This window comes from Hafnia alvei, from assembly GCF_034424155.1.
GTDB classification, from domain to species: domain Bacteria; phylum Pseudomonadota; class Gammaproteobacteria; order Enterobacterales; family Enterobacteriaceae; genus Hafnia; species Hafnia alvei.
Window position 1 is genome coordinate 1,190,388 of record NZ_CP139992.1, and the last position, 22,681, is coordinate 1,213,068.

At 46.1% G+C, this 22,681-nt stretch carries 27 protein-coding genes; 22 read left to right on the forward strand and 5 right to left on the reverse strand.

The annotated features are described in order from the left end of the window. The first annotated feature begins 1 nt into the window (after position 1). The 22 genes from U0008_RS05520 (at position 2) to U0008_RS05625 (ending at position 18,194) form a co-directional block, all read left to right on the forward strand. The gene (locus tag U0008_RS05520; RefSeq protein ID WP_043491629.1) at positions 2-328 is read left to right on the forward strand and encodes a DUF2190 family protein; all 327 of its coding nucleotides are present in this window, start codon (positions 2-4) and stop codon (positions 326-328) included. Beyond that, positions 321-596 (forward strand): hypothetical protein, encoded by a 276-nt coding sequence (locus U0008_RS05525; protein ID WP_043491631.1) that lies wholly within the window; start codon positions 321-323, stop codon positions 594-596. The genes U0008_RS05520 and U0008_RS05525 overlap by 8 nt, the downstream gene beginning before the upstream one ends. A gap of 4 nt (positions 597-600) precedes the next feature. Further along, positions 601-1,179: a phage tail protein gene (locus U0008_RS05530; protein WP_043491634.1), complete on the forward strand. Its 579-nt coding sequence runs from the start codon at positions 601-603 to the stop codon at positions 1,177-1,179. Next, complete coding sequence (locus U0008_RS05535) at positions 1,176-1,577, forward strand: phage minor tail U family protein (protein ID WP_043491637.1); 402 nt, start codon at positions 1,176-1,178, stop codon at positions 1,575-1,577. The genes U0008_RS05530 and U0008_RS05535 overlap by 4 nt, the downstream gene beginning before the upstream one ends. Positions 1,578-1,586: 9 nt before the next feature. Next, positions 1,587-2,324, forward strand: a complete 738-nt coding sequence (locus U0008_RS05540) for a phage tail protein (protein WP_043491639.1) — start codon at positions 1,587-1,589, stop codon at positions 2,322-2,324. Positions 2,325-2,382: 58 nt separating this feature from the next. Further along, positions 2,383-2,778, forward strand: a complete 396-nt coding sequence (gpG, locus tag U0008_RS05545; protein WP_043491641.1) for a phage tail assembly chaperone G — start codon at positions 2,383-2,385, stop codon at positions 2,776-2,778. A 65-nt stretch (positions 2,779-2,843) separates the two neighbouring features. Further along, positions 2,844-3,107, forward strand: coding sequence for a phage tail assembly protein T (locus U0008_RS05550; RefSeq protein ID WP_051874090.1), 264 nt, complete (start codon positions 2,844-2,846; stop codon positions 3,105-3,107). After that, a complete protein-coding gene (locus U0008_RS05555; RefSeq protein WP_043491646.1) occupies positions 3,091-6,165 on the forward strand; it encodes a phage tail tape measure protein in 3,075 nt (1,024 codons plus the stop codon). The genes U0008_RS05550 and U0008_RS05555 overlap by 17 nt, the downstream gene beginning before the upstream one ends. Positions 6,166-6,190: 25 nt before the next feature. Continuing rightward, positions 6,191-6,547: a phage tail protein gene (locus tag U0008_RS05560; RefSeq protein WP_051874091.1), complete on the forward strand. Its 357-nt coding sequence runs from the start codon at positions 6,191-6,193 to the stop codon at positions 6,545-6,547. Then, positions 6,547-7,302: a phage minor tail protein L gene (locus U0008_RS05565; protein ID WP_043491649.1), complete on the forward strand. Its 756-nt coding sequence runs from the start codon at positions 6,547-6,549 to the stop codon at positions 7,300-7,302. Before U0008_RS05560 ends, U0008_RS05565 begins: the two co-directional genes overlap by 1 nt. A 1-nt stretch (position 7,303) precedes the next feature. Continuing rightward, the gene (locus tag U0008_RS05570; RefSeq protein WP_043491651.1) at positions 7,304-8,014 is read left to right on the forward strand and encodes a C40 family peptidase; all 711 of its coding nucleotides are present in this window, start codon (positions 7,304-7,306) and stop codon (positions 8,012-8,014) included. Positions 8,015-8,122: 108 nt separating this feature from the next. Then, entirely contained in the window at positions 8,123-8,452 is a 330-nt protein-coding gene (yecR, locus tag U0008_RS05575; RefSeq protein ID WP_043491654.1) for a YecR family lipoprotein, read from the forward strand. A gap of 149 nt (positions 8,453-8,601) precedes the next feature. Continuing rightward, entirely contained in the window at positions 8,602-9,039 is a 438-nt protein-coding gene (tnpA, locus tag U0008_RS05580) for an IS200/IS605 family transposase (RefSeq protein ID WP_043495692.1), read from the forward strand. Between the two features lie 185 nt (positions 9,040-9,224). Next, positions 9,225-9,662: an IS200/IS605 family transposase gene (gene tnpA / locus U0008_RS05585; protein WP_043495692.1), complete on the forward strand. Its 438-nt coding sequence runs from the start codon at positions 9,225-9,227 to the stop codon at positions 9,660-9,662. A 185-nt stretch (positions 9,663-9,847) separates the two neighbouring features. Further along, positions 9,848-10,183: a hypothetical protein gene (locus tag U0008_RS05590; protein WP_043491669.1), complete on the forward strand. Its 336-nt coding sequence runs from the start codon at positions 9,848-9,850 to the stop codon at positions 10,181-10,183. 65 nt (positions 10,184-10,248) lie between these two features. Continuing rightward, positions 10,249-10,842, forward strand: coding sequence for a tail assembly protein (locus U0008_RS05595; RefSeq protein WP_043491673.1), 594 nt, complete (start codon positions 10,249-10,251; stop codon positions 10,840-10,842). A 61-nt stretch (positions 10,843-10,903) separates the two neighbouring features. After that, positions 10,904-14,416, forward strand: coding sequence for a TipJ family phage tail tip protein (locus U0008_RS05600; RefSeq protein ID WP_327058441.1), 3,513 nt, complete (start codon positions 10,904-10,906; stop codon positions 14,414-14,416). Next, on the forward strand, positions 14,416-14,712 hold the full coding sequence (locus tag U0008_RS05605; protein WP_043495705.1) for a hypothetical protein: 297 nt from the start codon (positions 14,416-14,418) through the stop codon (positions 14,710-14,712). Before U0008_RS05600 ends, U0008_RS05605 begins: the two co-directional genes overlap by 1 nt. A gap of 3 nt (positions 14,713-14,715) precedes the next feature. After that, positions 14,716-15,369 carry a hypothetical protein gene (locus U0008_RS05610; protein WP_043495707.1) on the forward strand — a complete coding sequence of 218 codons (654 nt, stop codon included), beginning with the start codon at positions 14,716-14,718 and terminating at the stop codon, positions 15,367-15,369. A 153-nt stretch (positions 15,370-15,522) separates the two neighbouring features. Then, positions 15,523-15,960, forward strand: coding sequence for an IS200/IS605 family transposase (gene tnpA, locus U0008_RS05615; RefSeq protein WP_043495692.1), 438 nt, complete (start codon positions 15,523-15,525; stop codon positions 15,958-15,960). Positions 15,961-16,038: 78 nt separating this feature from the next. Further along, positions 16,039-17,394 carry a phage tail fiber protein gene (locus tag U0008_RS05620; protein WP_327058442.1) on the forward strand — a complete coding sequence of 452 codons (1,356 nt, stop codon included), beginning with the start codon at positions 16,039-16,041 and terminating at the stop codon, positions 17,392-17,394. Positions 17,395-17,579: 185 nt separating this feature from the next. Then, positions 17,580-18,194, forward strand: coding sequence for a helix-turn-helix transcriptional regulator (locus U0008_RS05625; protein ID WP_121626120.1), 615 nt, complete (start codon positions 17,580-17,582; stop codon positions 18,192-18,194). 244 nt (positions 18,195-18,438) lie between these two features. Here the strand turns inward: U0008_RS05625 and U0008_RS05630 are convergent, their stop codons facing one another. The 5 genes from U0008_RS05630 to U0008_RS05650 all read right to left on the reverse strand — a co-directional run bounded on the left by U0008_RS05630 (position 18,439) and on the right by U0008_RS05650 (position 22,671). After that, positions 18,439-18,837: a hypothetical protein gene (locus tag U0008_RS05630; RefSeq protein WP_004096324.1), complete on the reverse strand. Its 399-nt coding sequence runs from the start codon at positions 18,835-18,837 to the stop codon at positions 18,439-18,441. After that, a complete protein-coding gene (locus U0008_RS05635; RefSeq protein ID WP_043495717.1) occupies positions 18,828-19,247 on the reverse strand; it encodes a helix-turn-helix domain-containing protein in 420 nt (139 codons plus the stop codon). Before U0008_RS05635 ends, U0008_RS05630 begins: the two co-directional genes overlap by 10 nt. Further along, positions 19,237-19,530 (reverse strand): hypothetical protein, encoded by a 294-nt coding sequence (locus tag U0008_RS05640; protein ID WP_035504242.1) that lies wholly within the window; start codon positions 19,528-19,530, stop codon positions 19,237-19,239. Before U0008_RS05640 ends, U0008_RS05635 begins: the two co-directional genes overlap by 11 nt. A 283-nt stretch (positions 19,531-19,813) precedes the next feature. Continuing rightward, positions 19,814-19,990 (reverse strand): YdcA family protein, encoded by a 177-nt coding sequence (locus U0008_RS05645; RefSeq protein ID WP_226930209.1) that lies wholly within the window; start codon positions 19,988-19,990, stop codon positions 19,814-19,816. 947 nt (positions 19,991-20,937) lie between these two features. Then, the gene (locus tag U0008_RS05650) at positions 20,938-22,671 is read right to left on the reverse strand and encodes a flotillin family protein (protein ID WP_096386618.1); all 1,734 of its coding nucleotides are present in this window, start codon (positions 22,669-22,671) and stop codon (positions 20,938-20,940) included. Between the last annotated feature and the right edge of the window lie 10 nt (positions 22,672-22,681).

Here is a 22,681-nt window from a genome sequence, read left to right on the forward strand (position 1 = left end):
TATGGCTACGAATTTTGTGCAAGATGGCAATGTGATCGAGGTTGTTAATGGTAACGCCGACCTAATTTCCAGCGGTGAACCTATCGTAATTGGCGATATTGTCGGTGTGGCAATTACTGATATTCCCGTGGGCGATGCAGGGGCCGCAATGGTAAGTGGTGTCTTTTTGCTACCAAAATTAGCGGCAGACGTGATCCCTATGGGGAAAAAAGTGGCGCTAAAAGATGGGAAAATTCAATTGGACGCTACTGATGCGGTGGCCGCAGGCATTGCATGGAAGGCTGCTGATAAAAATAGCGCCATGATTGAAGTGAAACTCAATGGCTAGTCCGTTTGTGCAGCTCACGGCAAAAATGGATCGTGTGACCGCTGAACGCTTTGGCAAAGCGGTCACCATCAATGGGCAGTCTTATACGGCCGTTGAGTCTCATCTATTGCCTGAAATGGGCCCTGTGCAGGGGGATGGTGTTTCATTAGTGGTTTTTTCATTGGCATATTCACCACGCCGCAACGACAACGTGGTGGTGGATGATGGGTCCTATATCGTCACCCGTCATCAGCTCTTTAATGGAAAACCTCAGATTTGGCTGGAGTAGCGTTATGTCAGTTAAAGGGCTTGAACAGGCGATCCTAAATCTGAATAGCTTGAGTCGGATAATGGTGCCCACGGCAACGGCGCAGGCCGTCAATCGTGTGGCCGCGCGAGCCATTAGTCACAGCACGCGTAAGGTAGCAAAAGAAGCGCGAGTGGATGACAACCGGCGAAAGGGGCTCCCTGTCAAATTGGTCAGGCAGCGAGCTCGATTAAGGAAGGCCAAACCGGATCGTCCAATTGCGTCGATCAAAATAAATCGAGGCAACCTTCCGGCGATCAAATTAGGCGCGGCGCGTGTGCGTCTCTCTCGTCGCAGAGAGGCCAAACACGGTAAGGGCAGCGTACTTAAAGTGGGGCCCTACACCTTTCGCAATGCTTTTATTCAGCAACTAGCTAATGGCCGCTGGCAAGTGATGCGCCGTGTTGGGCGTGCCCGTTATCCCATTGATGTGGTGAAGGTCCCCCTGTCTGGGCCGTTGACCGAAGCATTTATGGCATCGTCGTCACAACTTATCGATAGCGACATGCCAAAAGAGTTGGCCTCGGCGCTGAAAAATCAACTGAGACTACATATCAAACGATGAGCAAACATACCCAGATCCGTCAGGCCGTAACGTCACAGCTTCAACGTGAAATTACTGAGCCAGTGACATGGTTTGATGGGCGCCCTGCCTTTCTTGATGAGCAAGATCTTCCCGCTGTTGCCGTTTATCTCTCTGATGCGGAATACACCGGAGACACCTTGGATGAGGATAGTTGGCAAGCAGCGTTACATGTTGAGGTGTTTCTTAAATCGGCCCAGCCAGACAGTGCGCTAGATAGCTGGATGGAGTCGCACATTTATCCCGCACTGTCCAATATCCCAACGCTCGATACCCTGATCGAGACGATGACCCCCCAAGGTTATGACTACCAACGTGATGAGGAGATGGCGACGTGGGGCTCGGTTGATCTGACTTATCTTCTCACTTATTCAATGTAAGGATGTTATATGACAACACCTAACCCACTGGCACCGGTAAAAGGTGCGGGTACCACGCTATGGCTCTATACCGGCAAGGGTGACCCTTATGGAAACCCGTTAAGCGATGCTGATTGGTCGCGTTTGGCGAAAATTAAAGATCTTCAACCCGGCGAAATGACCGCCGAATCCTATGATGATACCTATCTCGATGATGAAAACGCCGATTGGAGCAGCACGGCGCAAGGAGAGAAATCTGCTGGGGATACCAGTTTTACCCTCGCGTGGAAACCCGGAGAGAGTGGCCAACAAGGGTTGGTTGAATGGTTTACTGAAGGGGATGTTCGTGGCTATAAAATCAAATATCCCAACGGTGCGGTTGATGTGTTCCGTGGTTGGATTAGTAGCCTAGGCAAAGCGATCCCAGCGAAAGAAGTCATTACCCGCACGGTAAAAGTTACCAACTCAGGCAAGCCGTCACTGGCTGAAGATTTACGCACACCGGCAGTCCCTGTCACTGGGGTAACCGTCACCCCTGCGACCGGCAATATTGCGGTTGGCGCCTCTGAAAGTGTCACGTTCGCGATTCAGCCAGACAATGCCACGGATAACACTTTGCGGGTTGCATCATCAGATCTAAAAACGGCGACCGTCGTGGTAAAGGATAAGGTTGCTACGGTCACGGGTGTTAAGGCGGGAAAAGTCGAAATTATCGGCATGACGAATGATGGCCAACATGTGGCCATAGCAACGTTTACCGTGGCGTAACTTCGCTCTATTTCATTTCAATGGCCCCTGACTGGGGCCTTTTTTATAGGTATTTGTCATGTTTTTGAAAAAAGAAACGTTTAAGTACAACGGCCAGTCTGTCGTATTGCACCAAATCTCGGCATTACAGCGCGTGGAGTATTTTGATTATTTAGCCTCGAAAGAAGCCATTAGCGATGAGGGAAGCGAAAGTTTACGTCATACAGCGCAGCTTGTGCGTCTTAATGTGGATGTAAATGCATGGCTGATTTCTCGCTCGTTATCCCATGAAACACCAGAGTGCGATGAAAATGAGCTTCACCAAACTATCCAAAAAACATGGCCTAGCGAAGCAATTAACGAAGCGGTGGAAATAGTGCTAGCGCTTAGCGGCATGCATCCCAAGTCAGCAGACGAGGCTGCTCCCTCGCCTGATACCGTTGAGCCGGTAGAGGAAAAGCCGCTGGCAAAATAGCGGCCCGCGAGCGGGCATTTGCACAGCGTCTGGCTCATGAGTTTCGGCGCCCAGACTGGCGCCGTATGCTCAGTGAAATGAGCGCCACCGAGTTCTCAGATTGGGCAAATTATTTTGCGCTAACTCCGTTTAGTGACCAGTTACTGGATGCGGAGTTTGCCACGATGAAAGAGATGCTTGTGACCGTGTTCGCGAGTGGGGGCGAAATACGCGCTGAAGATTTTAGCCTGCTTTCCCAGCCAGAACGTGAAGAGGTTAAAACGGATGATGAACTTATGCTGATCGGTGAAGGTGCCTACGGGGGAGTTCGATATGTCCCAACAAATTAGCGACTTAGTTATTAATCTCGATGTAGATACTGCCACGTTTAAAGAGCAAATGGCGCGTATTCGTGGGCAACTATCAGGCATGGGGAAAGATGCAGATGGTTCATCGGATCGAATGCGTAAGCTGGTGGAGAGTCAAACCAACGCAATCAAAGGGATGGGGGATACCAATGCTCGGGTAATGAGCGAGGTTAAATCTCAGCAGTCTTCTACGGCCGATACGCTCAAAAAGGATTGGGAAAAAGCATCTAAAGCGGTCGATGAAACTCACCGACGTGTCGCGGAGTTGAACCTAAAATTACAGGAGAGTCAGTCTCAGAGCTCGGCATTAGGTCGCGATCAGGATGCGCTGACGGCCTCATTTTTTCGACAAATTGATGGTACCAAGCAGCTGAGTAACGGGATGCAATCGCTTGGGCGCATTCAGGAACAGATCCGTGCCGCGCGGAAAAATGGCAACATTACCCAGCAAGACTATCTCACTCTTATATCGCATTCTTCCGCACGTATTAAAGAAACGGCACTGGCGGAGGCGGAGGCTGGTAAGCAAAAAGCGCGATTTCTACAGCAGCTAAAATCTCAGGTTGTCGCACAGAAACTTTCTGGTACTGAGCTTTTGCGTTTCAAAGCGGCTCAAGTCGGGGCTGGTGATGCGGCAGAACTGTATATCCGCAAATTAGAGACAGCTAAAACAGCAACCCGCAACCTTGGCATACAAAGTGCGGCAGCGCGTCGTGAACTGGGTGTTTTGGTGGGGGAACTGGCTCGAGGTAACTTTGGGGCCTTGCGAGGGTCGGGCATTACCTTGGCGAACCGTGCTGGATGGATAGAACAATTGATGAGCCTACGCGGATTAGGCTTAGCCGCCGTTGTGGGAGGGATTGCAACAGCGGTCTATGTGCTGGGAAAAGCATGGTACCAAGGTTCAGAAGAAGCCGTGGCCTTTAATCGGCAACTGATTCTAACGGGTAATTATGCGAGTAAAACATCGGCTGAACTACAGTCTATGGCGAAATCACTGTCGGGCGGCGGTATCACTCAGGGCGCCATGTCGAGTGCGTTAGCCTCAGTGGTGGGCAGCGGTAGTTTTTCTGGCAATGCCGTTACGATGATTGCAGATACTGCCGCTAAGATGCAGGCCAGCGTAGGCCAGTCCGTGGATGAGACAATCAGGCAGTTTAAACGCTTGCAGGATGATCCCGTGCAGTCGGTTTTGGAACTGGATAAAACGCTGCACTTTCTAACGGCAACCCAACTCGAGCAGATCACTACACTGGCAGAGCAGGGACGTACAACGGATGCTGCTCGGATAGCGATGGACACCTACGCTAATGCTATGCGTGCTCGAAGTGCCGATATTAAAAATAATCTCGGAGACTTGGAGAACGCGTGGAAATGGTTAGGCAATGCTGCATCCGGCGCGTGGGATCAGATGCTGAATGTCGGGCGTGAGAGCACACTAAAAGACAAGGTAGAGTCTACCCGCCAACAGCTCGAGCGAGCTCAAAAGGATCTAGATAGTCTGCAACGTGGGGGGGCGGCGGACTCCACGGGATATGGCTATGGGCGTAAAAATGACTCTCTGATCTCGCAGCAAGAGACTCAGCGGGTCAGTAGCCAAAAGGCGCTGGTTACCCGCCTGCAAAAAGAACTGGGTGAACTGAGTGAGAAATCCTATCAGGATTCAGTGACTGCAGCGCGAGCAGCCGCTGAGCAAAAAGAGCAGGAGCGACAAAAGCGCCAATTTCAAAGTGACCAGGATCTCAAGCGGCAGTATGAAACCTCGGAGGAAAAACATCAGCGTGAGATTTTGCGGATCAAGAATTCCTACGCATCACAGTCTGCAAAAGATGAGGCGGTTAAGCGTGAAAATGCGCGCTTTGCCAAAGAGCAGGCGAGCAAAGTGCGTAAAGGACCCCAGTATAAAGCGCCGGTGGGTGATAAGGCAGAGGAATCAAGCCAAGCTGATTTACAAGCGCTGCAGGCGCAGCTGGTGGTTCTGCAACAACACAAGGCGGTGACAGATGTTATCAGCCAGCAGCGCAAAGACTTATGGAAATCGCAGGCGCAATTCGCGGTATTAGAGGCCGCTGCGACTAAGCGCCAACTCACCACGCAGGAACAATCGTTATTAGCCAGCAAGTCGAGTGTATTGGCATATAAAGCCCGCGTTGCCGCGGTAGGTGACGAGGTTGTTTTACAGGAGCGATTAAATCGCCTCAATGATCAGGCCGATAAGTATCTTCTTCAGCAGCAAACTAAGCGGGACGCATTGCTGGCTAGCCAAACAAAGTCCAGCCGAGAGGTGCAGCGAGGACTCGAGCGCTCTCAACTGCTTTCAGGTCAGAAAGATAATCCTCGTCTCAATGAAATGCTAGATGCTCAGCGAAAAACGTGGGAGCAAGAGGACCAGTTGCGATCGAATTGGCAGGCCGGAGGGCAAAAAGCGTGGGCGGATTATGCAGATGCAGCAACAGATGCTTATAGCGTGATGAAAGATGCCGGAGGGCAAGCACTGACCGGTTTAAGTTCTCAACTCACCACCTTTTTGACGACGGGTAAAGCAGACTTCAAATCCTTTACCAGTTCCATTCTCAGTATGTTGACTGAAATTCTCGTAAAAATGGCTCTAGTAAATGGCGTTAAATCCTTGGCTGGTGCGATGGGATGGGGCGGCATTGAGGCCAATGCAAAAGGCGGGGTGTATTCCTCCGCAAGTTTGAGCGCATACAGTGGTTCGGTTGTCGATAAGCCGACGTTTTTTGCATTCGCTAAAGGGGGCGGTGTCATGGGAGAAGCTGGCCCTGAGGCTATTTTACCTTTACGCCGTGGCGCCAATGGAAAACTAGGTGTGGTTGCGGGAAGTGGCGGCGGCGGAAGCCCCGTTTTCCATAATACCGTTATTTTACAAAATGACGGATCAGCCACATCTAAGTCATCTGGTGGCAATGAAGCTGTGAGCAAAACCATGATGAAAATGCTCGATCAGTTTTGTCAGGACAATATTAGTAAATCCCTTCGTCCGGGAGGACAGCTTTTTAACGCGATGAAAGGTCGTTAATCAGCGTATTCATTGAGGAACGCTCATGGCAATTGAAACTTTTATGTGGCCTACACAGGTCGCAGGACAGCCCACGACGGAGTACGCCAGAACAATACGCGAGGTGCAATTTGGTGATGGATATAAGCAGGTATCTGAAAGTGGCATTAACTCAGAGCGGATAAAGTTTTCTTATTCTTTTCGTGGCTCTCTGAGCGTGGCCATTGCGATCCGTGATTTTTGTCGTCGTCACTGTACTAAGGCATTTATTTGGACGCCTCCGCATGGTGATAAAGGGTTGTACATTATCAGCGCAGATTCAATCCGATTAATTCCTAACGGCAAAACGCAAGCAACAGTCTCGGCGACTTTTGAGCAAACCTTTTCAGCTGTGGAGGTCTAATGTCACTAAATAGTGATTATCAAAAATTAGAGCCGGGAAACGAGATTCGACTATTTGAGGTTGACGGTACGGTATTTGGCGTGGGAGAGGTATTGCGTTTTCATGCCTACAACCTCCCTCATACGCCTGATGAAATTACCGCGGCTGGCAAAGATGAATCCAAGCTACCTGCAAAGTCGATCTGGTGGCAGGGTAATGAATATAGTGCGTGGCCATGCATGATTGAAGGGATTGAAACATCGACTAGTGGAAGCTCAGCGCAGCCTACGTTGACTATTGCGAACCTTGACGGATCTATAACTGCGCTTTGTCTACATTACGACGACATGCTGCAGGCTAAAGTAATTATTCACGACACGCTAGCCCAATACCTTGATGCTCGTAATTTTTCCGGCAGTCACCCGACTGCTGACCCGCTTCAAGAGAAATTGCAGGTTTACTACATTGATAGCAAGAGCGCTGAAACGAAGGTTCAGGTTGAATTTACGCTAAGTAGCCCGATGGATTTGCAGGGGGTAATGATCCCGACCCGCCAACTCCATTCGCTCTGTACATGGTGTATTCGAGGCCATTATCGCTCTGGTAATGGCTGTGATTACGCGGGAACTCGGTATTTTGATATTCACAATAATCCTGTTGATGATCCCTCTTTGGATGTTTGTAACGGTACGCTACGGGCATGCAAATTGAGGTATGGAGAAAATGAAGAGCTATCACATGGTGGTTTTGTAGGAACCTCGCTGATCAGGAGCTAACATGCGGCAGAAAACAATCGACGCAATCATGCAACATGCTGCAGCAGAATACCCGAAAGAGTGTTGTGGTCTGGTGGCACAAAAAAGCCGAGTTGAGAAATACATACCCTGCAGGAACATGGCGATCGAGGCCACAGAGCATTTTCATCTTAATACCGAGGATTACGCAGCCGCAGAAGATTGGGGGGTAGTTATCGCCGTCGTACATAGTCATCCTGATGCAACTCCCCAGCCTAGCGAGCTGGATAAGGCGCAGTGTGATGCGACCGCGCTTCCGTGGCATATTGTGAGTTGGCCAGAGGGAGATTTACGGACAATACAACCTCGCGGGGAGCTTCCCCTTATTGAACGACCATTTGTGTTGGGGCATACGGATTGTTGGGGGTTGGTCATGAGCTATTTTCGCCAGCAGCACAGTATTGAACTAACCGATTACCGCGTTGATTATCCGTGGTGGGAAGATAATCACAGCGATAATTTTTATCACGACTGCTGGTATGAGTGTGGTTTTCGTGAGTTTAGCGGCCCCCCTCAGCCGGGCGACATGGTGATCATGCAGATACGGTCGAAGAAGTGGAACCATGCAGGCATTTTGCTCGAAGGGAATATGTTACTGCATCATCTCTACGGGCATTTAAGTCAGCGAGTACCTTACGGTGGATACTGGATGGAAAGAACAATGAAGATAGTGCGTCATATTAGTTTGATGTGAGGCAATATTTACTCACTATTTTTTTATATATAGCCCATTTAACATGACGGCCGTTTTATTGTTTGTTAACATTTTTCCGCTTAAAACTTACTAATAAATGGAACAACAATGAATAAATTTTCTGTGGCAATGATGACCGTGGCTGTCATTTTATTATCTGGATGTGCTACTAAAAAAGATATGATTCCAATGGGTGGAAGTAAGGCTGATGGCACTGTGCGTATGGGATATACAGTTGGATCTTTTGAAAATCCGATTATTGATGCTAATCAAGCAAAGAATCTCGCAGCGCAAAAATGTAAAACATGGGGATATGATGGTGCCGAAGCATTCGGTGGGCAGGTAAGTCAATGTGCGCAGATGGGGGCATATGGATGTAATCTTGCAAATGTTTCTGTTGAGTATCAATGCACTGGCGGGCAAGCAGCAAAAAATTGAAATTAAGACCCGCTACGGCGGGTTTTTATTGTCAGCTTTAAACCACCTCCTCGGGAGGTGGTGATTGTCCCTGTGAGGCTATAGCCTGAAGGAAGCCCATGCCAGAAAATTCCAGCTTACTCACCACAAGTAAGAAGGAAATCACTGACATGAGCAGTTATAGAAGTTCAGCACATGTATTCTGGCGTTGCAAATATCACTTGGTGTGGACGCCAAAGTATCGCTACAAGGTTTTAGCAGGGGCGGTAGGTAAAGAGCTTTATCGCTCAGTTTATATACTTTGCAATATGAAAGATTGTGAGGTACTTGAACTGAATGTTCAGCCAGACCATGTTCATCTTGTCGTGATGATCCCACCGAAACTCTCGATCTCAACGCTGATGGGCGTCCTGAAAGGGCGCACAGCTATTCGTCTCTACAACAAGTTTCCGCATATACGAAAGAAGCTGTGGGGTAATCATTTTTGGGCGAGGGGATATTTTGCCGACACAGTTGGAGTGAACGAAGAAATTATCAGGCGCTACGTGAGGCATCAGGATAAGAAAGACCAAGAATACGAACAGCAAATGGCGTTATTACAGGATTAAAACGAACAAGGCCCCCTTTTAGGGGGCCCCATTTAAAGCCACCTCTTCAAGAGGTGGATTTTTACTGTCAGCTTTAAACCACCTCCTCGGGAGGTGGTGATTGTCCCTGTGAGGCTATAGCCTGAAGGAAGCCCATGCCAGAAAATTCCAGCTTACTCACCACAAGTAAGAAGGAAATCACTGACATGAGCAGTTATAGAAGTTCAGCACATGTATTCTGGCGTTGCAAATATCACTTGGTGTGGACGCCAAAGTATCGCTACAAGGTTTTAGCAGGGGCGGTAGGTAAAGAGCTTTATCGCTCAGTTTATATACTTTGCAATATGAAAGATTGTGAGGTACTTGAACTGAATGTTCAGCCAGACCATGTTCATCTTGTCGTGATGATCCCACCGAAACTCTCGATCTCAACGCTGATGGGCGTCCTGAAAGGGCGCACAGCTATTCGTCTCTACAACAAGTTTCCGCATATACGAAAGAAGCTGTGGGGTAATCATTTTTGGGCGAGGGGATATTTTGCCGACACAGTTGGAGTGAACGAAGAAATTATCAGGCGCTACGTGAGGCATCAGGATAAGAAAGACCAAGAATACGAACAGCAAATGGCGTTATTACAGGATTAAAACGAACAAGGCCCCCTTTTAGGGGGCCCCATTTAAAGCCACCTCTTCAAGAGGTGGATTTTTACTGATAGATACATATTTAATGCAATTGATATAATTAGAGTTGTTGGTAATTTTTGGTAAAAAAATAATATAGATATATTATGATTCACCATAACCCTTAGTTATTTTTATAGGATAAGGATATGATGAAATTATTCGTTGCATTGGGTATGGTAGCCCTTGTTGGCTGCTCTAGTGCATCTCTTACTGAAAAAAAACCAATATTTCAAGCTCATACAACTAAAACTCCAGATGAAGTAAATCGCTGTCTCGCCCCTAAAATGTTGGAGTGGACTCCTGCAACTACCTCTATGCAAACGGAACAGGGGTGGCTGATTTCATCATCAGCTGATTTTGTGGGGACCTTTATGGTCACTAAAATAAATAAAAGCGGAGATGGTGGAAGTGACATAGTAATTTATGCGGTCTCTAAAGGCTCATCTGATCCATTTGGGAGTCGAGCTAGAATGTGTATTTAACGTTTACGCACATGAATAACGATGATCATAAGCCCACTTTTGTGGGTTTTTTTATTGGTGGAAACATGAAAGAGATAATGACCCGAATAGAACTAGGTGGTGTATTAGGAAAAACGTTTGGCAAAGTGCATAGGAGATTAATCAGTTCGGATGGTGAGGCCATTATTGCATTATGTAAGACGATATCTGGATTTGAGTCCTTTATGATTAGCAGTAAGAGCAGAGGACTTACTTATGCTGTGTTTCGGGGAAAGAAAAATATCGGTAAAGATGACCTAAGCTATCCAGTTTCAGGGGAAATAATAAGAATTATTCCTGTAATTATTGGCAGTAAAAAGGGGGGGGTGCTCCAGACTATTCTAGGTGCTGTTTTAGTAGCGGCAGGCGTAGTGTACGGATACTTTTCAGGAGATTGGGCTAATGCTGCCTATGCAATACAGGCTGGTGGCGCAATGATGTTAGGTGGTGTTGTCCAGATGCTATCTCCCCAAGCGGCAGGACTTGCTAGTAAACAAGATCCCGATAATAAAGCATCGTATGCTTTCGGCGGTGTAACTAATACTACCGCTCAAGGCTACCCAGTCCCATTACTTTACGGTAAGCGCCGAATTGGTGGCGCAATAATCTCAGCAAGCATTACTGTAGAAGATCAACAATAACACTCCCTCCTATTTAACTAATCTACTGAGTCGCTTTTGCGGCTTTTTTTGTGAGTTTAATATGGCAAAAATACGCATAAAAGGTGGGAAAGGTGGCAGCTCATCTTCACGGACACCGACTGAACAGCCCGATGATCTTCAATCTGTAGCGAAAGCTAAGATTTTGATTGCGCTCGCTGAGGGGGAAATTGCTGGTGGTTTAACAGGGAAAAACATTTTTCTTGATGGTACCCCACTAGAAAACTCTGATGGCTCATCTAATTTTTCCGGTGTGGCATGGGAATTCCGAGAGGGTACGCAGGCTCAGCGTTATATTCAGGGAATCCCCAGCGCCGAAAATGAAATTAGCGTGGGTATGGAAATTTCAAGTGACACGGCATGGACGCATACTTTTACCAATCCTCAATTGTCTGGTGCACGCGTTAGACTCAAGTGGCCATCGCTTTTTAAACAGCAAGACAATGGCGACTTAGTAGGATACTCAATCAAGTATGCGATTGATTTGCAGACCGACGGTGGAACGTGGAAAACCATTATTGATACATCGGTGATCGGTAAAACAACCTCGGGTTATGAGCGTAGTCACCGGATCAATTTTCCTCAGTTAGGTAACACATGGACTGTTCGTTTACGTAAAATCACTGGAGATGCCAACAGCGCAAAGATTGGCGATACGATGACGCTACAAAGTTATACGGAGGTCATCGATGCAAAGTTGCGGTACCCGAACACCGCGCTACTTTATATTGAATTTGATTCAAGCCAGTTCAACGGTTCTATCCCGCAAATATCATGTGAACCGCGAGGCCGTATTATTCGCGTTCCAGATAATTACGATCCCGAAAGCCGCACTTACACAGGGATATGGCAGGGGCAGTTCAAATGGGCATGGACGGATAATCCAGCATGGATTTTCTATGATGTTGTCATCAATGATCGCTTTGGCTTAGGGGATAGGCTGACTGCAGAGAATATTAGTAAATGGACGCTTTATGAGGTCGCGCAGTATTGCGATCAAATGGTGCCAGATGGACGGGGAGGTGATGGCACTGAGCCGCGTCATATCTGCAACGTGTACGTACAAGATCGCAATGATGCATACACCGTATTGAGAGATTTTGCCGCGATATTCCGTGGCATGACATATTGGGGGGGCAATCAGATTGTTGCACTGGCTGATATGCCGCGTGATGTAGACTATGTTTATACCAATGCTAGCGCTGTCGATGGGCTTTTTACTTACGCAAGTAGTACTAGTAAGACTCGTTATACCTCATCCCTAGTTTCATATTCTGACCCTGCGAATGCCTACGCAGATGCTGTTGAGCCAGTTTTTGATCAAACACTTGTCGCTCGATACAAGGTTTACAACCCCTTAGAAGTGACGGCTATCGGGTGTACGCGGCAATCTGAGGCACAACGTAAAGGTCGCTGGGGAATATTGACCAACAATAAAGATCGTATCGTTACGTTTGGTGTGGGGCTTGACGGAAATATTCCGCAGCCGGGTTATGTTATTGCTGTTGCTGATGAGTTTTTATCAGGCCGTGTCGCAGGTGGGCGCATCAGTTCTGTTAATGGACGCGTCATTGAACTAGATCGCAAGCCTGATGCCATTGCAGGTGATCGCCTTATGCTTAACCTGCCGTCCGGTGCTGCGCAAAGTCGAACAATTCAGGCGATTAACGGCAATTTTGTAACGGTAACCGTAGCATATTCAGAAGTACCTGAGGCCGAAAGTGTATGGGTTGTAGAGTCTGAAAAACTGTACGCACAGCAATACCGTGTGGTCGGCGTAGCGGATAATAATGACGGCACATTTACCATTTGCGCGGCACAGCATGATCCTGATAAATATGCGCGTATCGATACGGGCGCAATTATAGATGATCGCCCGGTTAGTGTGATCCCTCCGGGCAACCAGATTGCACCAGATAACATCATTATTGATTCATACTCTACAGTTAATCAGGGAATTAGCGTTGAAACTTTACGAGCATATTGGGATGCGGTTGCAAACGCTATTTCATACGAGGCCCAATGGCGGCGCGATGAGGGGAACTGGATTAATATCCCGCGTAGCTCAACAACGTCTTTTGAAATTCCGAGTATTTATTCTGGCCGTTATCTTGTGCGAGTCAGAGCCATTAATGCGGCGGAAATCTCAAGTGGGTGGGCATACTCACAAGAAACAACACTCATAGGAAAAGTTGGAAAGCCGCCGCAGCCGGTTAGTTTCAAAACTGATCCGCTAGTTTTTGGCATACAGCTTTCGTGGAATTTCCCTGAAGGAGCGGAAGATACCCTTAAAACTGAGATTCAGTACAACGATAAAAACGCTGAAGACGGAGCCATGCTTCTATCTGATATTCCGTATCCTCAGCGCAGCTATCAGCAGATGGGCCTGAAAGCAGGACAGTCTTTCTTCTATCGCGCTCGATTGGTTGATAAGACGGGGAATCAGGGTGACTGGATTGAGTGGGTATTAGGGGAGTCCAGCACGGATGTTGATTGGATTGCTGATGAAGTTAAAAAGGGGATTGAGGAGTCTGAGGTATTTAAAGAATTAAATGAAAATGTAGTTGATGCAAATAAAAAGCTTGAGGAGATAGCTGGAGATTCAATATCAAACTCGACGGCATCAATTATAAACTCTTTAACTATTGATGCAGACTCTAAGCGCTGGCGTAAAGAAAACGGAGATCGAAAAGCAGAGATTACAGTGACGAGAGAGGCTATCGCTACTGAAACAGAAGCCCGTGCAACGCAGGTGATAGAACTTAAAACTGAAACAGAAAAGACAAACGCGAGTTTAGCTAAGCTCTCCCAAACTGTTTCTGATAATGAGAGTTCAACAGCTACAGATATCACCAATTTAAATGCTAAGACGGATAAAACTGATGCATCCCTGAGTTCATTAAGCCAAACCGTTGCGGATGGCGACAAAGCATTATCCCAACAAATCACCCAGCTAAATTCTAAAACTGATACCACTAATAGCAATATCACTGCCTTAGAAAAAACCGTTGCGGATAGTGATAAAGCCTTATCGGAAAAAATAACCGGCTTAACATCGACGGTCGGAGAAAACACGGCTGCTATTCAAGTTCGCGGCCAAACTATCTTTAACAAAGATGGAACGGGTAGTTCCGTTTACAGCATGGGTGCCGGTATCACGTATAAAGGGAAGTATTATGCAGCCGGTTTGTCTGTCGGGGCTGAGGTTAACGCCGCTGGAGCAGTGAGCACACGTATTTTAGCCAGTGCTGATCAATTCGCTGTGTTAAATCCGGCTACTAACGGCTATACGTTGCCGTTTTTTGTTCAAGGTTCGCAAACCTTCATTGTTTCCGCGCTCATCCAAGATGCATCTATTACTAACGCCAAAATCGGTAGCTATATTCAGTCAAACAATTATGTTGCGGGCAAGGCTGGCTGGCGCATCGATAAGAATGGCGTGTTAGAAATGAACTCGGCGTTACCGGGCGGTGGTCGCTCCGTGTTTGATTCTAATGGTATTGGTGTATATGACCCAAATGGCGTTAGACGTTTTGCAGCGGGGTATAAACCTTAATGGGAAGTTATGGTGTTTTTGTTTACAACGAAAAAGGGATTGAAACGAGCGCCATCGATGGGCGCTCTTTTTTTCTCGATAGCATTATGATCACTAGTGCAAATAGAAATGGGAGCAAAAGCTATCCAAGCGTAGATTTGAATGTATATAGCTTAACTTATGCCGTGTCAGGCTCCGGTGGTGCGATAGGCGCATATATTCATCCCAAAATAAGCGGAAATACAATTTCATGGACAAGCATTGCTTCCGATGCTTCTTCATCGGGGTATATCTTTATTTGCTTGGTGGAAAAATAGTTTATGCCATTTTACGTTGAACTGAAAAATGATAAGGGTAGGACAATATACGATACAACTCTGCGCAATTTTTCGCTGATTTCTCGCCAACGTGTCATTGTGCCTCCGGCAGGGCAAAGCCCGTTAATCATTAACATTCCAAATCCCCAAACTACGATCCCTTTTGTTCGAATAGAGGGCGGATATGAAGCGAATGTGGCTTTGCTAGCCTCTGTTTCTGGCTCTCAGGTAGGGCTCATACTTGCGCCGCCGCCGTCAGGTGCTGCTGTCAGTAAACCCGCGATTGTATACCTGATGGGGGTTGGGACTACCGGCATTGCGCCAGAGTATGGGGCAGTCATTAGAAATGAGGCTGGCGCCGTTGAGTGGTCATCGCTGGATAACCCTCTATTTATTCGAACCGTCGCCATTACAGATGCCCATGCAACGCCAAATACTAGTATTGTGGCAGGCCGTTCGATAGCCGTTTGCCCATCAATCACCGGAACGATAAAGCGTAACGGTGGTAATGCGTTTAGCGTGATTACCGGTTTTTCTGATGGCTTGCGTGCGCAGGCTTTTGGAAACTTCGGTGGCTCCGGTGCGTGGTCTTGGGATACATCGCTTACACCCCGGCTCGATTATCAGGTTTATATCGAAACAGCTTACATGGATTAAATCTTAATAACCCGCCTAGTGCGGGTTTTTTATTGTCAGCTTTAAACCACCTCCTCGGGAGGTGGTGATTGTCCCTGTGAGGCTATAGCCTGAAGGAAGCCCATGCCAGAAAATTCCAGCTTACTCACCACAAGTAAGAAGGAAATCACTGACATGAGCAGTTATAGAAGTTCAGCACATGTATTCTGGCGTTGCAAATATCACTTGGTGTGGACGCCAAAGTATCGCTACAAGGTTTTAGCAGGGGCGGTAGGTAAAGAGCTTTATCGCTCAGTTTATATACTTTGCAATATGAAAGATTGTGAGGTACTTGAACTGAATGTTCAGCCAGACCATGTTCATCTTGTCGTGATGATCCCACCGAAACTCTCGATCTCAACGCTGATGGGCGTCCTGAAAGGGCGCACAGCTATTCGTCTCTACAACAAGTTTCCGCATATACGAAAGAAGCTGTGGGGTAATCATTTTTGGGCGAGGGGATATTTTGCCGACACAGTTGGAGTGAACGAAGAAATTATCAGGCGCTACGTGAGGCATCAGGATAAGAAAGACCAAGAATACGAACAGCAAATGGCGTTATTACAGGATTAAAACGAACAAGGCCCCCTTTTAGGGGGCCCCATTTAAAGCCACCTCTTCAAGAGGTGGATTTTTACTGGAGCAAATATTATGTCTTTATACGCGACAGGCACGATCACGGGCGCATTGAATGCAACCACTATTACCGGCACCGGCACAAAATGGAGCGATGCGAAGATCGGCATTACGAATGGCTCCGTGCTGTTTGTATCGTCTAATGCAGGGGTTGATGGCGTCTATCAGGTTAAGCGTGTCATTAGCGATACGTCGATAGAGCTGGTCCAGCCAATCTATAAAGCGTTTACTAATTCCAAGTATTCGATCCTGGTGGCAGAGTCGGCAAGTACAGCGGCATGGTCTAATCAACTCGCGGCGACGCTTGGATACTATCAAGCGCAAATGGACGGCTGGCAGCAAATTATGACCGGAACGGGCGATATTGCACTTACTGCGCCGGATGGCACTAAAGTAACGATCAAAAGTTTTACTAAGCTATCAAATGATTTAGATAAAAAAGCCAATGCAGGTGATAACAGCGATATTACAAGCATCTCCGGGCTAAAAACTGCACTCAGCATTGAGCAGGGAGGGACTGGCGAGAAAACTCCAGGTATGAAGTTGTTAGGTGGCCTAGGGCTGAAAAGTAATTCAAGGTTTCTAACGACGACTGGTTCATATATCCCCGGCGAGTTCGTTCCTCAAGCGGTTTATGACAGTCGCTCTATCGTCGGGTACGCAAATATACATAACTGGCCGTTGGGCATCAGCGCAGGTGTTCAGAGTGGGGCGAACGGCACCGATCAGTCGGGAGTCATTTCTCTATTAACAGTGAGAGGGTGGCCTGATGACTCGGGTATATCCGCATCATGTCAGTGGTTCATGGGAGCTACAAAAGCAGGTTATAGATATCCAGGATACAATTCGGTTGATGCGGCATGGTACTTGAGAACTGAGTATTTATGGTGCACTAGGACAACAACAGTTGATTCAAATGGGTTCATTAAAAAAGCATCGCCTGTTATTAAAATCTTCAGTGATGGGAAGTTTGAAACAAATAATGAATCAGAAGGTGCGCAGGTGACCCGCGAGGGTGTTGGTGTTTATCGCATAAGCAATATTCTCGGCCCGCACTCAGATAAAGCATGGGGCGGTATCGATGGTGGTTTTGAAATCCCAAAAGACCGCAATGGCCAGCGCTTAATTTGGTTGGATTATGAGGTTGAAGCCGACGGTTCTATTATTGTTAAAACCTATCACCGTACATACCCGGATGCGCCTGAATTTGCCAGAAACATCAAGGATGGATATGAGGAAAGCGATCCTATTGATATACCGTCTGACCAATTCCTTTCCGTTCGTGTAGAAATGCCACAGGACTCGATCTGGAATCTGGCACAAAAAGCAGCGCAAGAAGAAATGGCACGAGAAGAAATTGCAGAAGAGTAATTAGGTTTGCGCCGGAGCGTATGCAAGACTCCGGCGCAGTGACAATACCAGAGTGACTCTATTGTGGTGACTGTTTATTATTTTGATGATATAGGTTCTAACGCTATAATAAGCAAAGGTTTGCCTGCTGGTTTCAAAACTAGCTTGGTGGATTTATGCTGATTCGATGTATAAAGGAGGTGGGAGTGCCTGCAGAGATTAAAGTATACCTTGAGGATGCTAATCAAGCCTATAGCTCCGGTGTGTGGTGCCTATTAGAGGAAATCTTCACTGAAAATATGGGGATGCTTCTGAAACGGATTGATGGAGTTTCAGCAACAGTTGCATTACGTGATGCAGATATCTATGTAACACCATTCAGTGCAGGAATAGACCGAATTTGCGCTTATATGTTTAGTCATCATAAAAAAAATTTCCTTCTTATTGGTATTAGTATAGGACAAAATTTGCCGATTATTGAGAACCTATGCCCATGTTTACAAAGCGTTTTTATCCGAAGAGTTGACTCTGTTGAGCAAGTTCGTCATAAGGTGTCTCAAGCTTGGACTATATCAAACGAAAAAAAAGAAGAAAAATGCCGTTCATGCTGTCGCTTATTATTAACTGCAGGTGAAAAACGTGTAATCCATTATTTATATAGGGGGTTTAGTGTGTCTCAAGTTGGTAATATTCTAGGGATAGGAATGAAAATGGCAAGTCAAAGAAAACGGGAAGTTATGAGGAAGTATAATTTGCACTCTGACGTAGAACTGTGGAATTTTCTTAACAAATGGCGAGAATATTTAATTCCTTCTGAATAATGCTCCCACCACTCTAGCGAGCTTATGTTGAGTAAGTTCGAAGGAAATCCGAAGTATTAGAAAAATCAGAGTGTATATAACAGACCGGCGCAGTGACAATACCAGTGGATCGCTAATGCGTTTAAGTGATTCAGATGGATATTGTCAGGCGCGGATTGTACGGATTAAATCTAAGATAGCAATGCGGATGATTCTTTGAGTTATGAACTGGGTAATAAAAACCCCGCTCGCTGGCGGGGATAGGTCAATTCATGGGGAGGGAGATTCCTTTAATCCCAGATTGTACAAGCAGTGTATCGGCAAAGAATTTGAAGTAAGTTTTCATGAATGATGAGAAATACCAAGTGTTATCAATAAGAAAATCTGCATCTATTTTTTCATCTTTTGGATATGTGTAAACCATTTTGATATCCATTTTCAACGAAAACACTTTGGCAGAACTCTCAGAATCATAGCTATATCCGTAGGGGCTAGCGTTAACAACAATCACCGATAATTCCGGATTGGAAAGCAGATGACCTCCAGCTTCAAAATTTAGGTTACCATATTCAAAAGTAACATCTCCGCCATAAGAATCTCCTATGCGCATAATTGAGCTGTTAATTACTGATGCTTCAATAAGTTGTAATTCACTTAGTAACATTTTGTTTGGTATTCCGCATTACTGGCTTTAATAGTAATCTTGATGGTCTGTACAGGATTTGTTCTGACATCACTCATGTTCCATGCAAGCTGTTTTAATTCAGGGGCAACAACATGTGAAACATCAACCCCCTCTCTTAGTATGACAACTTTCGCAATTGCTCCTAATGCATATGCCATATCAGAAAGAGTTTTGAGAGTCATATTTCTAGAGCCGTCAAGCAACTGGCACACATGGGCTTTAGATTTCCCCATCTTTTTAGCAAGTTCTGACTGTGAAATGTTCGCATCCTGCATTGCCAAAAGAAGATCCTCGGTTGTGTTGAAAATCAGGCGTTCACACGCCATCTCTCGCTCTCCAACCTCAGGAAAAACAAAATCTTCATCATTAAACATATTGTTAGCAATCATCACAGCCCCGCTCGATTCTTTCCCAGTTATTTCTTACCTTTTGAACGTCTGCATCATCAAGTCGATCAAAGTCTTTGTATATATAATGACTCATGAAGAATGTCATATCATGTCTGTCAGATTCCCAGTAATAACCTCTAATTGGGATCTTTTTTATAGCCCAGAAATTTTTTGCTGGCTTACCATTCAGTGATGGCAACACCCCTTCCTTGCGAGCACTTAAATCAGGTGTTCTCTTTCCAGAAACTAGTCGTTCAAGCTGCAGAGTGAGAGATATCAGCATACTTTTCTGCTTCTTTGCAGGAGTTACACTTTTTAGGGACTCACTGAGGGACTTCAATGCTCCCTTGCAATGCACTATGCGATGACACTCACCCTGTATAGAGCCTTTCAATTTATCACCACCTAAGAGTTAATATATATATTAACTTGCAGAATACAAGCCAGTTTGGCAGAAAATGCTGATTCATCGCTGATTACAATGCCTAGCGAGTTCAAACTTAGTTACCCCCCCCTAGAACGTATCCTCAGGCCTCCGGGATAAACCAGTCTAAGGTTGGCCTCAATCAGCGGCAAATCTTTTTCGATTTACTAATCGTCCCATCGTTACAAACGAACTGCCCGTCAGTTGTACAATGAGATATGCCACCTTTAGAGCCAGAGCAAGGCTTACGCCCACGGCTCGCGTCAGCTTGAAGTGATAGAGTCAGACCGATAATTAACACTGCTAATACTTTGAACATATATAATTCCATTTAATCGCCATATAACTACTTTGAGTTATTAGGATAACTTAAGCATTATGTAGTTCAGATATGTTAATTCTTCCAGCGCTGGACAACCGATCAGCAATCAGTCGTCATAAAAGAAACACGAGTTCGGATGCTCGATCCCTGCATCAACATAATCAATCGCTCTCTTGAGCGCCTTCATCAGCTCCTCAGCTTTATCCCGCCTCATCACTATCTTCTGGTCTGGGAACTCAACAGTAGTCCATCCAGCTACTCCAGAGGCCATATCTTTGATCCAGTCACCACATCAAACTTAAACTTAACCTACCTTCGTCGGTTATTAACCGACCCCCAAGTCGGGTAAATTGCGGAAAATTTATCTATAATTATCAGTGTATTAGATTAAATAACCGACTTAACCAACCTAACCGACCACTTTCTGCTTATATAGAGAGAATTTTGAGATTGTGAAAAGTAGAAAAATTTGGCTATGTTTTGTCCGGCTATGTAACCAATCTACTGGTCGCAATTTATAAGATATGTAGGGGAGAAAAAGTATATGGGGGTATTATTGGGGGTGTTGTGAATTATCGAATGAAAAAAGCTACATAAAATACAGTTTATTAGTGGTTAATATCGAATCCTGTAGGGGTACCATTAAAATCAATAAGTTATAAGTAATCCTCGCATTTAATTCTCAATCACTAGTCAAACTGTAAGCTAAGTTACAAAATTCCTATCGTCGTTTTTAGTCCTTTCATTTATCCATTCTGCATGGTGTGGCGGTGGGTGTCCCAAATGAGTGGTTTGCTCTAACGTTCACCTAAAAGCCCTAGCAAGTTTTTTCAAACCTGCGTAAGGCCAATGGGTTACTCGAATTCAGTTTAGGCCGCATCAGACTCTTTTCTCAATATGCTACTGATAAGCACGTGGCACGGCCTCGGTGTGCAGAAAATAGCTTAAGCAGGTAGCGGAGCGTTTTCGTTGCCAACAACCGATATATTTTCTTGTACTGGATGTTCAGTCGCCGTCAGATCTGCATGACCAAGCGTGTTGGGTAATGCCGCGGTGAGCGCAGCTAATGAACCACCCGAAAGGCCGACTTCTTTGAGCAAGGAGTCTACAATCGGCGCATGTGTACGGTAGGATAACGCGGCCGTCATGGCTTGTTCCGCGAGATTGCCGCTGCCGCCATTGCTGTTTGGTTCTGACGAACTACCGGCTGTAGCTGGACCATTACGGTTTAAACCGTCAACCTGGATTATTTTGATTCCGTCGATAGATTTCATTGGCTCAACGGATTTTTCAATGATGCTAGGCAAGGACTGTAATAGCGCCAGTTTGAATTTTAAGCTGGTCTGATTATCAGACAGTATATTAACCGCATCATTTAACGCCCTCTGAGCTTCAGCTTCAGCAAGTCCTTTTTTCAATGTTGCTTCAGCAAGTTTAATGATGGCGGATGCTTGCAGCTCTGCCGCTTCCTTCTCGGCTTGAGCTTTTAGCGTTAGCTGTACGGCTTCAGTTTCTGCTGATTGTTTAGCAACGATTAGCGCAACCTGCTTGGCACGATCTGCCTCGGCCGTTTCTCTAGTTGTCACCACATGCTCTTCGGCTCGTACTGCCTCGGCTAATGCATCGTTTGCTCTTGCCTGAGCTTGAGATTGCTGTTCTGATTTACTGGCAATAGCAATATCTTTGTCCTGTGCAGCAATTTCGGTAACTTGTTGTTGTTCAATTTCTTTTATTCTAATTTCACGTTCAGCTTCAACTTTGCGAGTGCGTACAGCCTGTTCTCGTGCGATTTCTGCTTCCTGAATCTGGCGTTCGGTACTAATACGGCTCTGCTCCGCTTCTCGACGACGTTCAGCCTCGAATACGGCAATATTAGCGCTTTGCTCAGCGCTACGGGTTTTAACCTGCTGCTCTTGGTCAAAGGTCATGAATGATTCTTGCTGCTCAATTTCTAGCTTACGTGACATGGCATCGCGGTTCTTTTCACGTACGGCAACTTCTATATCTTGTTCAACTTCATTACGTTCGCGGCGGCGGCGTTCGGTTTCCTGAGTGAGCTTGGTTAGTCCCTCAGCATCAAACGCATTGTTAGGATCGAAGAACTCCTTTGAGGTTTGGTTAAAGTTGGTTAATGACACGCTTTCCAGCTCAAGGCCGTTCTTAGTTAAATCTTCAGCGACCGTATTTTGCACACCTTGAACGAAGTGTTCACGGGTGTCTTGGAGGTCATGCATGGTCATTTGTGATGCCGTTGCACGCAGCGCATCTACAAATTTGTCTTCAATAAGGATGCGCAGATCTTCCGGTGACAGCGTTCTTTGTCCTAACGTCTGTGCCGCGGTTGCGATGCCTTCAATGGTTGGTTTTACACGTACAAAGAATGCGACGACCACATCGACTCGCATACGATCTTTGGTGATCAGGCTGTCTTTCATAGAGCGACTGACTTCCAGCTTGAGGGTATTCATATTGATGTGAATAAGCTCATGAAATATAGGGAGTACGATCGCTCCTCCGCTCATGACAACTTTCAGCCCCCCTAAACCGGTTCTAACAAAAGATTGCTCTGCTGAAGCGCGCTCATAGAGCCGAGAAAAAATAATCCCGATAACCAACAATACGATTAATACACCAAATGAAACAAATCCCCAATAAGGGATGTTATCCATTTCAAACATAATATTTCCT

What these genes read in the sequence shown, in the direction of transcription:
- tnpA (WP_043495692.1), top strand. Translation starts at nt 9,225, where the DNA reads ATGAGCAGTTATAGAAGTTCAGCACATGTATTCTGGCGTTGCAAATAT.
- tnpA (WP_043495692.1), top strand. Translation starts at nt 8,602, where the DNA reads ATGAGCAGTTATAGAAGTTCAGCACATGTATTCTGGCGTTGCAAATAT.
- U0008_RS05600 (WP_327058441.1), top strand. Translation starts at nt 10,904, where the DNA reads ATGGCAAAAATACGCATAAAAGGTGGGAAAGGTGGCAGCTCATCTTCA.
- U0008_RS05525 (WP_043491631.1), top strand. Translation starts at nt 321, where the DNA reads ATGGCTAGTCCGTTTGTGCAGCTCACGGCAAAAATGGATCGTGTGACC.
- U0008_RS05645 (WP_226930209.1), bottom strand. Translation starts at nt 19,990, where the DNA reads ATGTTCAAAGTATTAGCAGTGTTAATTATCGGTCTGACTCTATCACTT.
- U0008_RS05570 (WP_043491651.1), top strand. Translation starts at nt 7,304, where the DNA reads ATGCGGCAGAAAACAATCGACGCAATCATGCAACATGCTGCAGCAGAA.
- U0008_RS05630 (WP_004096324.1), bottom strand. Translation starts at nt 18,837, where the DNA reads ATGTTACTAAGTGAATTACAACTTATTGAAGCATCAGTAATTAACAGC.
- U0008_RS05620 (WP_327058442.1), top strand. Translation starts at nt 16,039, where the DNA reads ATGTCTTTATACGCGACAGGCACGATCACGGGCGCATTGAATGCAACC.
- U0008_RS05555 (WP_043491646.1), top strand. Translation starts at nt 3,091, where the DNA reads ATGTCCCAACAAATTAGCGACTTAGTTATTAATCTCGATGTAGATACT.
- U0008_RS05610 (WP_043495707.1), top strand. Translation starts at nt 14,716, where the DNA reads ATGCCATTTTACGTTGAACTGAAAAATGATAAGGGTAGGACAATATAC.
- U0008_RS05530 (WP_043491634.1), top strand. Translation starts at nt 601, where the DNA reads ATGTCAGTTAAAGGGCTTGAACAGGCGATCCTAAATCTGAATAGCTTG.
- U0008_RS05590 (WP_043491669.1), top strand. Translation starts at nt 9,848, where the DNA reads ATGATGAAATTATTCGTTGCATTGGGTATGGTAGCCCTTGTTGGCTGC.
- U0008_RS05595 (WP_043491673.1), top strand. Translation starts at nt 10,249, where the DNA reads ATGAAAGAGATAATGACCCGAATAGAACTAGGTGGTGTATTAGGAAAA.
- U0008_RS05520 (WP_043491629.1), top strand. Translation starts at nt 2, where the DNA reads ATGGCTACGAATTTTGTGCAAGATGGCAATGTGATCGAGGTTGTTAAT.
- yecR (WP_043491654.1), top strand. Translation starts at nt 8,123, where the DNA reads ATGAATAAATTTTCTGTGGCAATGATGACCGTGGCTGTCATTTTATTA.
- gpG (WP_043491641.1), top strand. Translation starts at nt 2,383, where the DNA reads ATGTTTTTGAAAAAAGAAACGTTTAAGTACAACGGCCAGTCTGTCGTA.
- U0008_RS05635 (WP_043495717.1), bottom strand. Translation starts at nt 19,247, where the DNA reads ATGATTGCTAACAATATGTTTAATGATGAAGATTTTGTTTTTCCTGAG.
- U0008_RS05550 (WP_051874090.1), top strand. Translation starts at nt 2,844, where the DNA reads ATGCTCAGTGAAATGAGCGCCACCGAGTTCTCAGATTGGGCAAATTAT.
- tnpA (WP_043495692.1), top strand. Translation starts at nt 15,523, where the DNA reads ATGAGCAGTTATAGAAGTTCAGCACATGTATTCTGGCGTTGCAAATAT.
- U0008_RS05605 (WP_043495705.1), top strand. Translation starts at nt 14,416, where the DNA reads ATGGGAAGTTATGGTGTTTTTGTTTACAACGAAAAAGGGATTGAAACG.
- U0008_RS05565 (WP_043491649.1), top strand. Translation starts at nt 6,547, where the DNA reads ATGTCACTAAATAGTGATTATCAAAAATTAGAGCCGGGAAACGAGATT.
- U0008_RS05650 (WP_096386618.1), bottom strand. Translation starts at nt 22,671, where the DNA reads ATGTTTGAAATGGATAACATCCCTTATTGGGGATTTGTTTCATTTGGT.
- U0008_RS05640 (WP_035504242.1), bottom strand. Translation starts at nt 19,530, where the DNA reads ATGCTGATATCTCTCACTCTGCAGCTTGAACGACTAGTTTCTGGAAAG.
- U0008_RS05560 (WP_051874091.1), top strand. Translation starts at nt 6,191, where the DNA reads ATGGCAATTGAAACTTTTATGTGGCCTACACAGGTCGCAGGACAGCCC.
- U0008_RS05535 (WP_043491637.1), top strand. Translation starts at nt 1,176, where the DNA reads ATGAGCAAACATACCCAGATCCGTCAGGCCGTAACGTCACAGCTTCAA.
- U0008_RS05540 (WP_043491639.1), top strand. Translation starts at nt 1,587, where the DNA reads ATGACAACACCTAACCCACTGGCACCGGTAAAAGGTGCGGGTACCACG.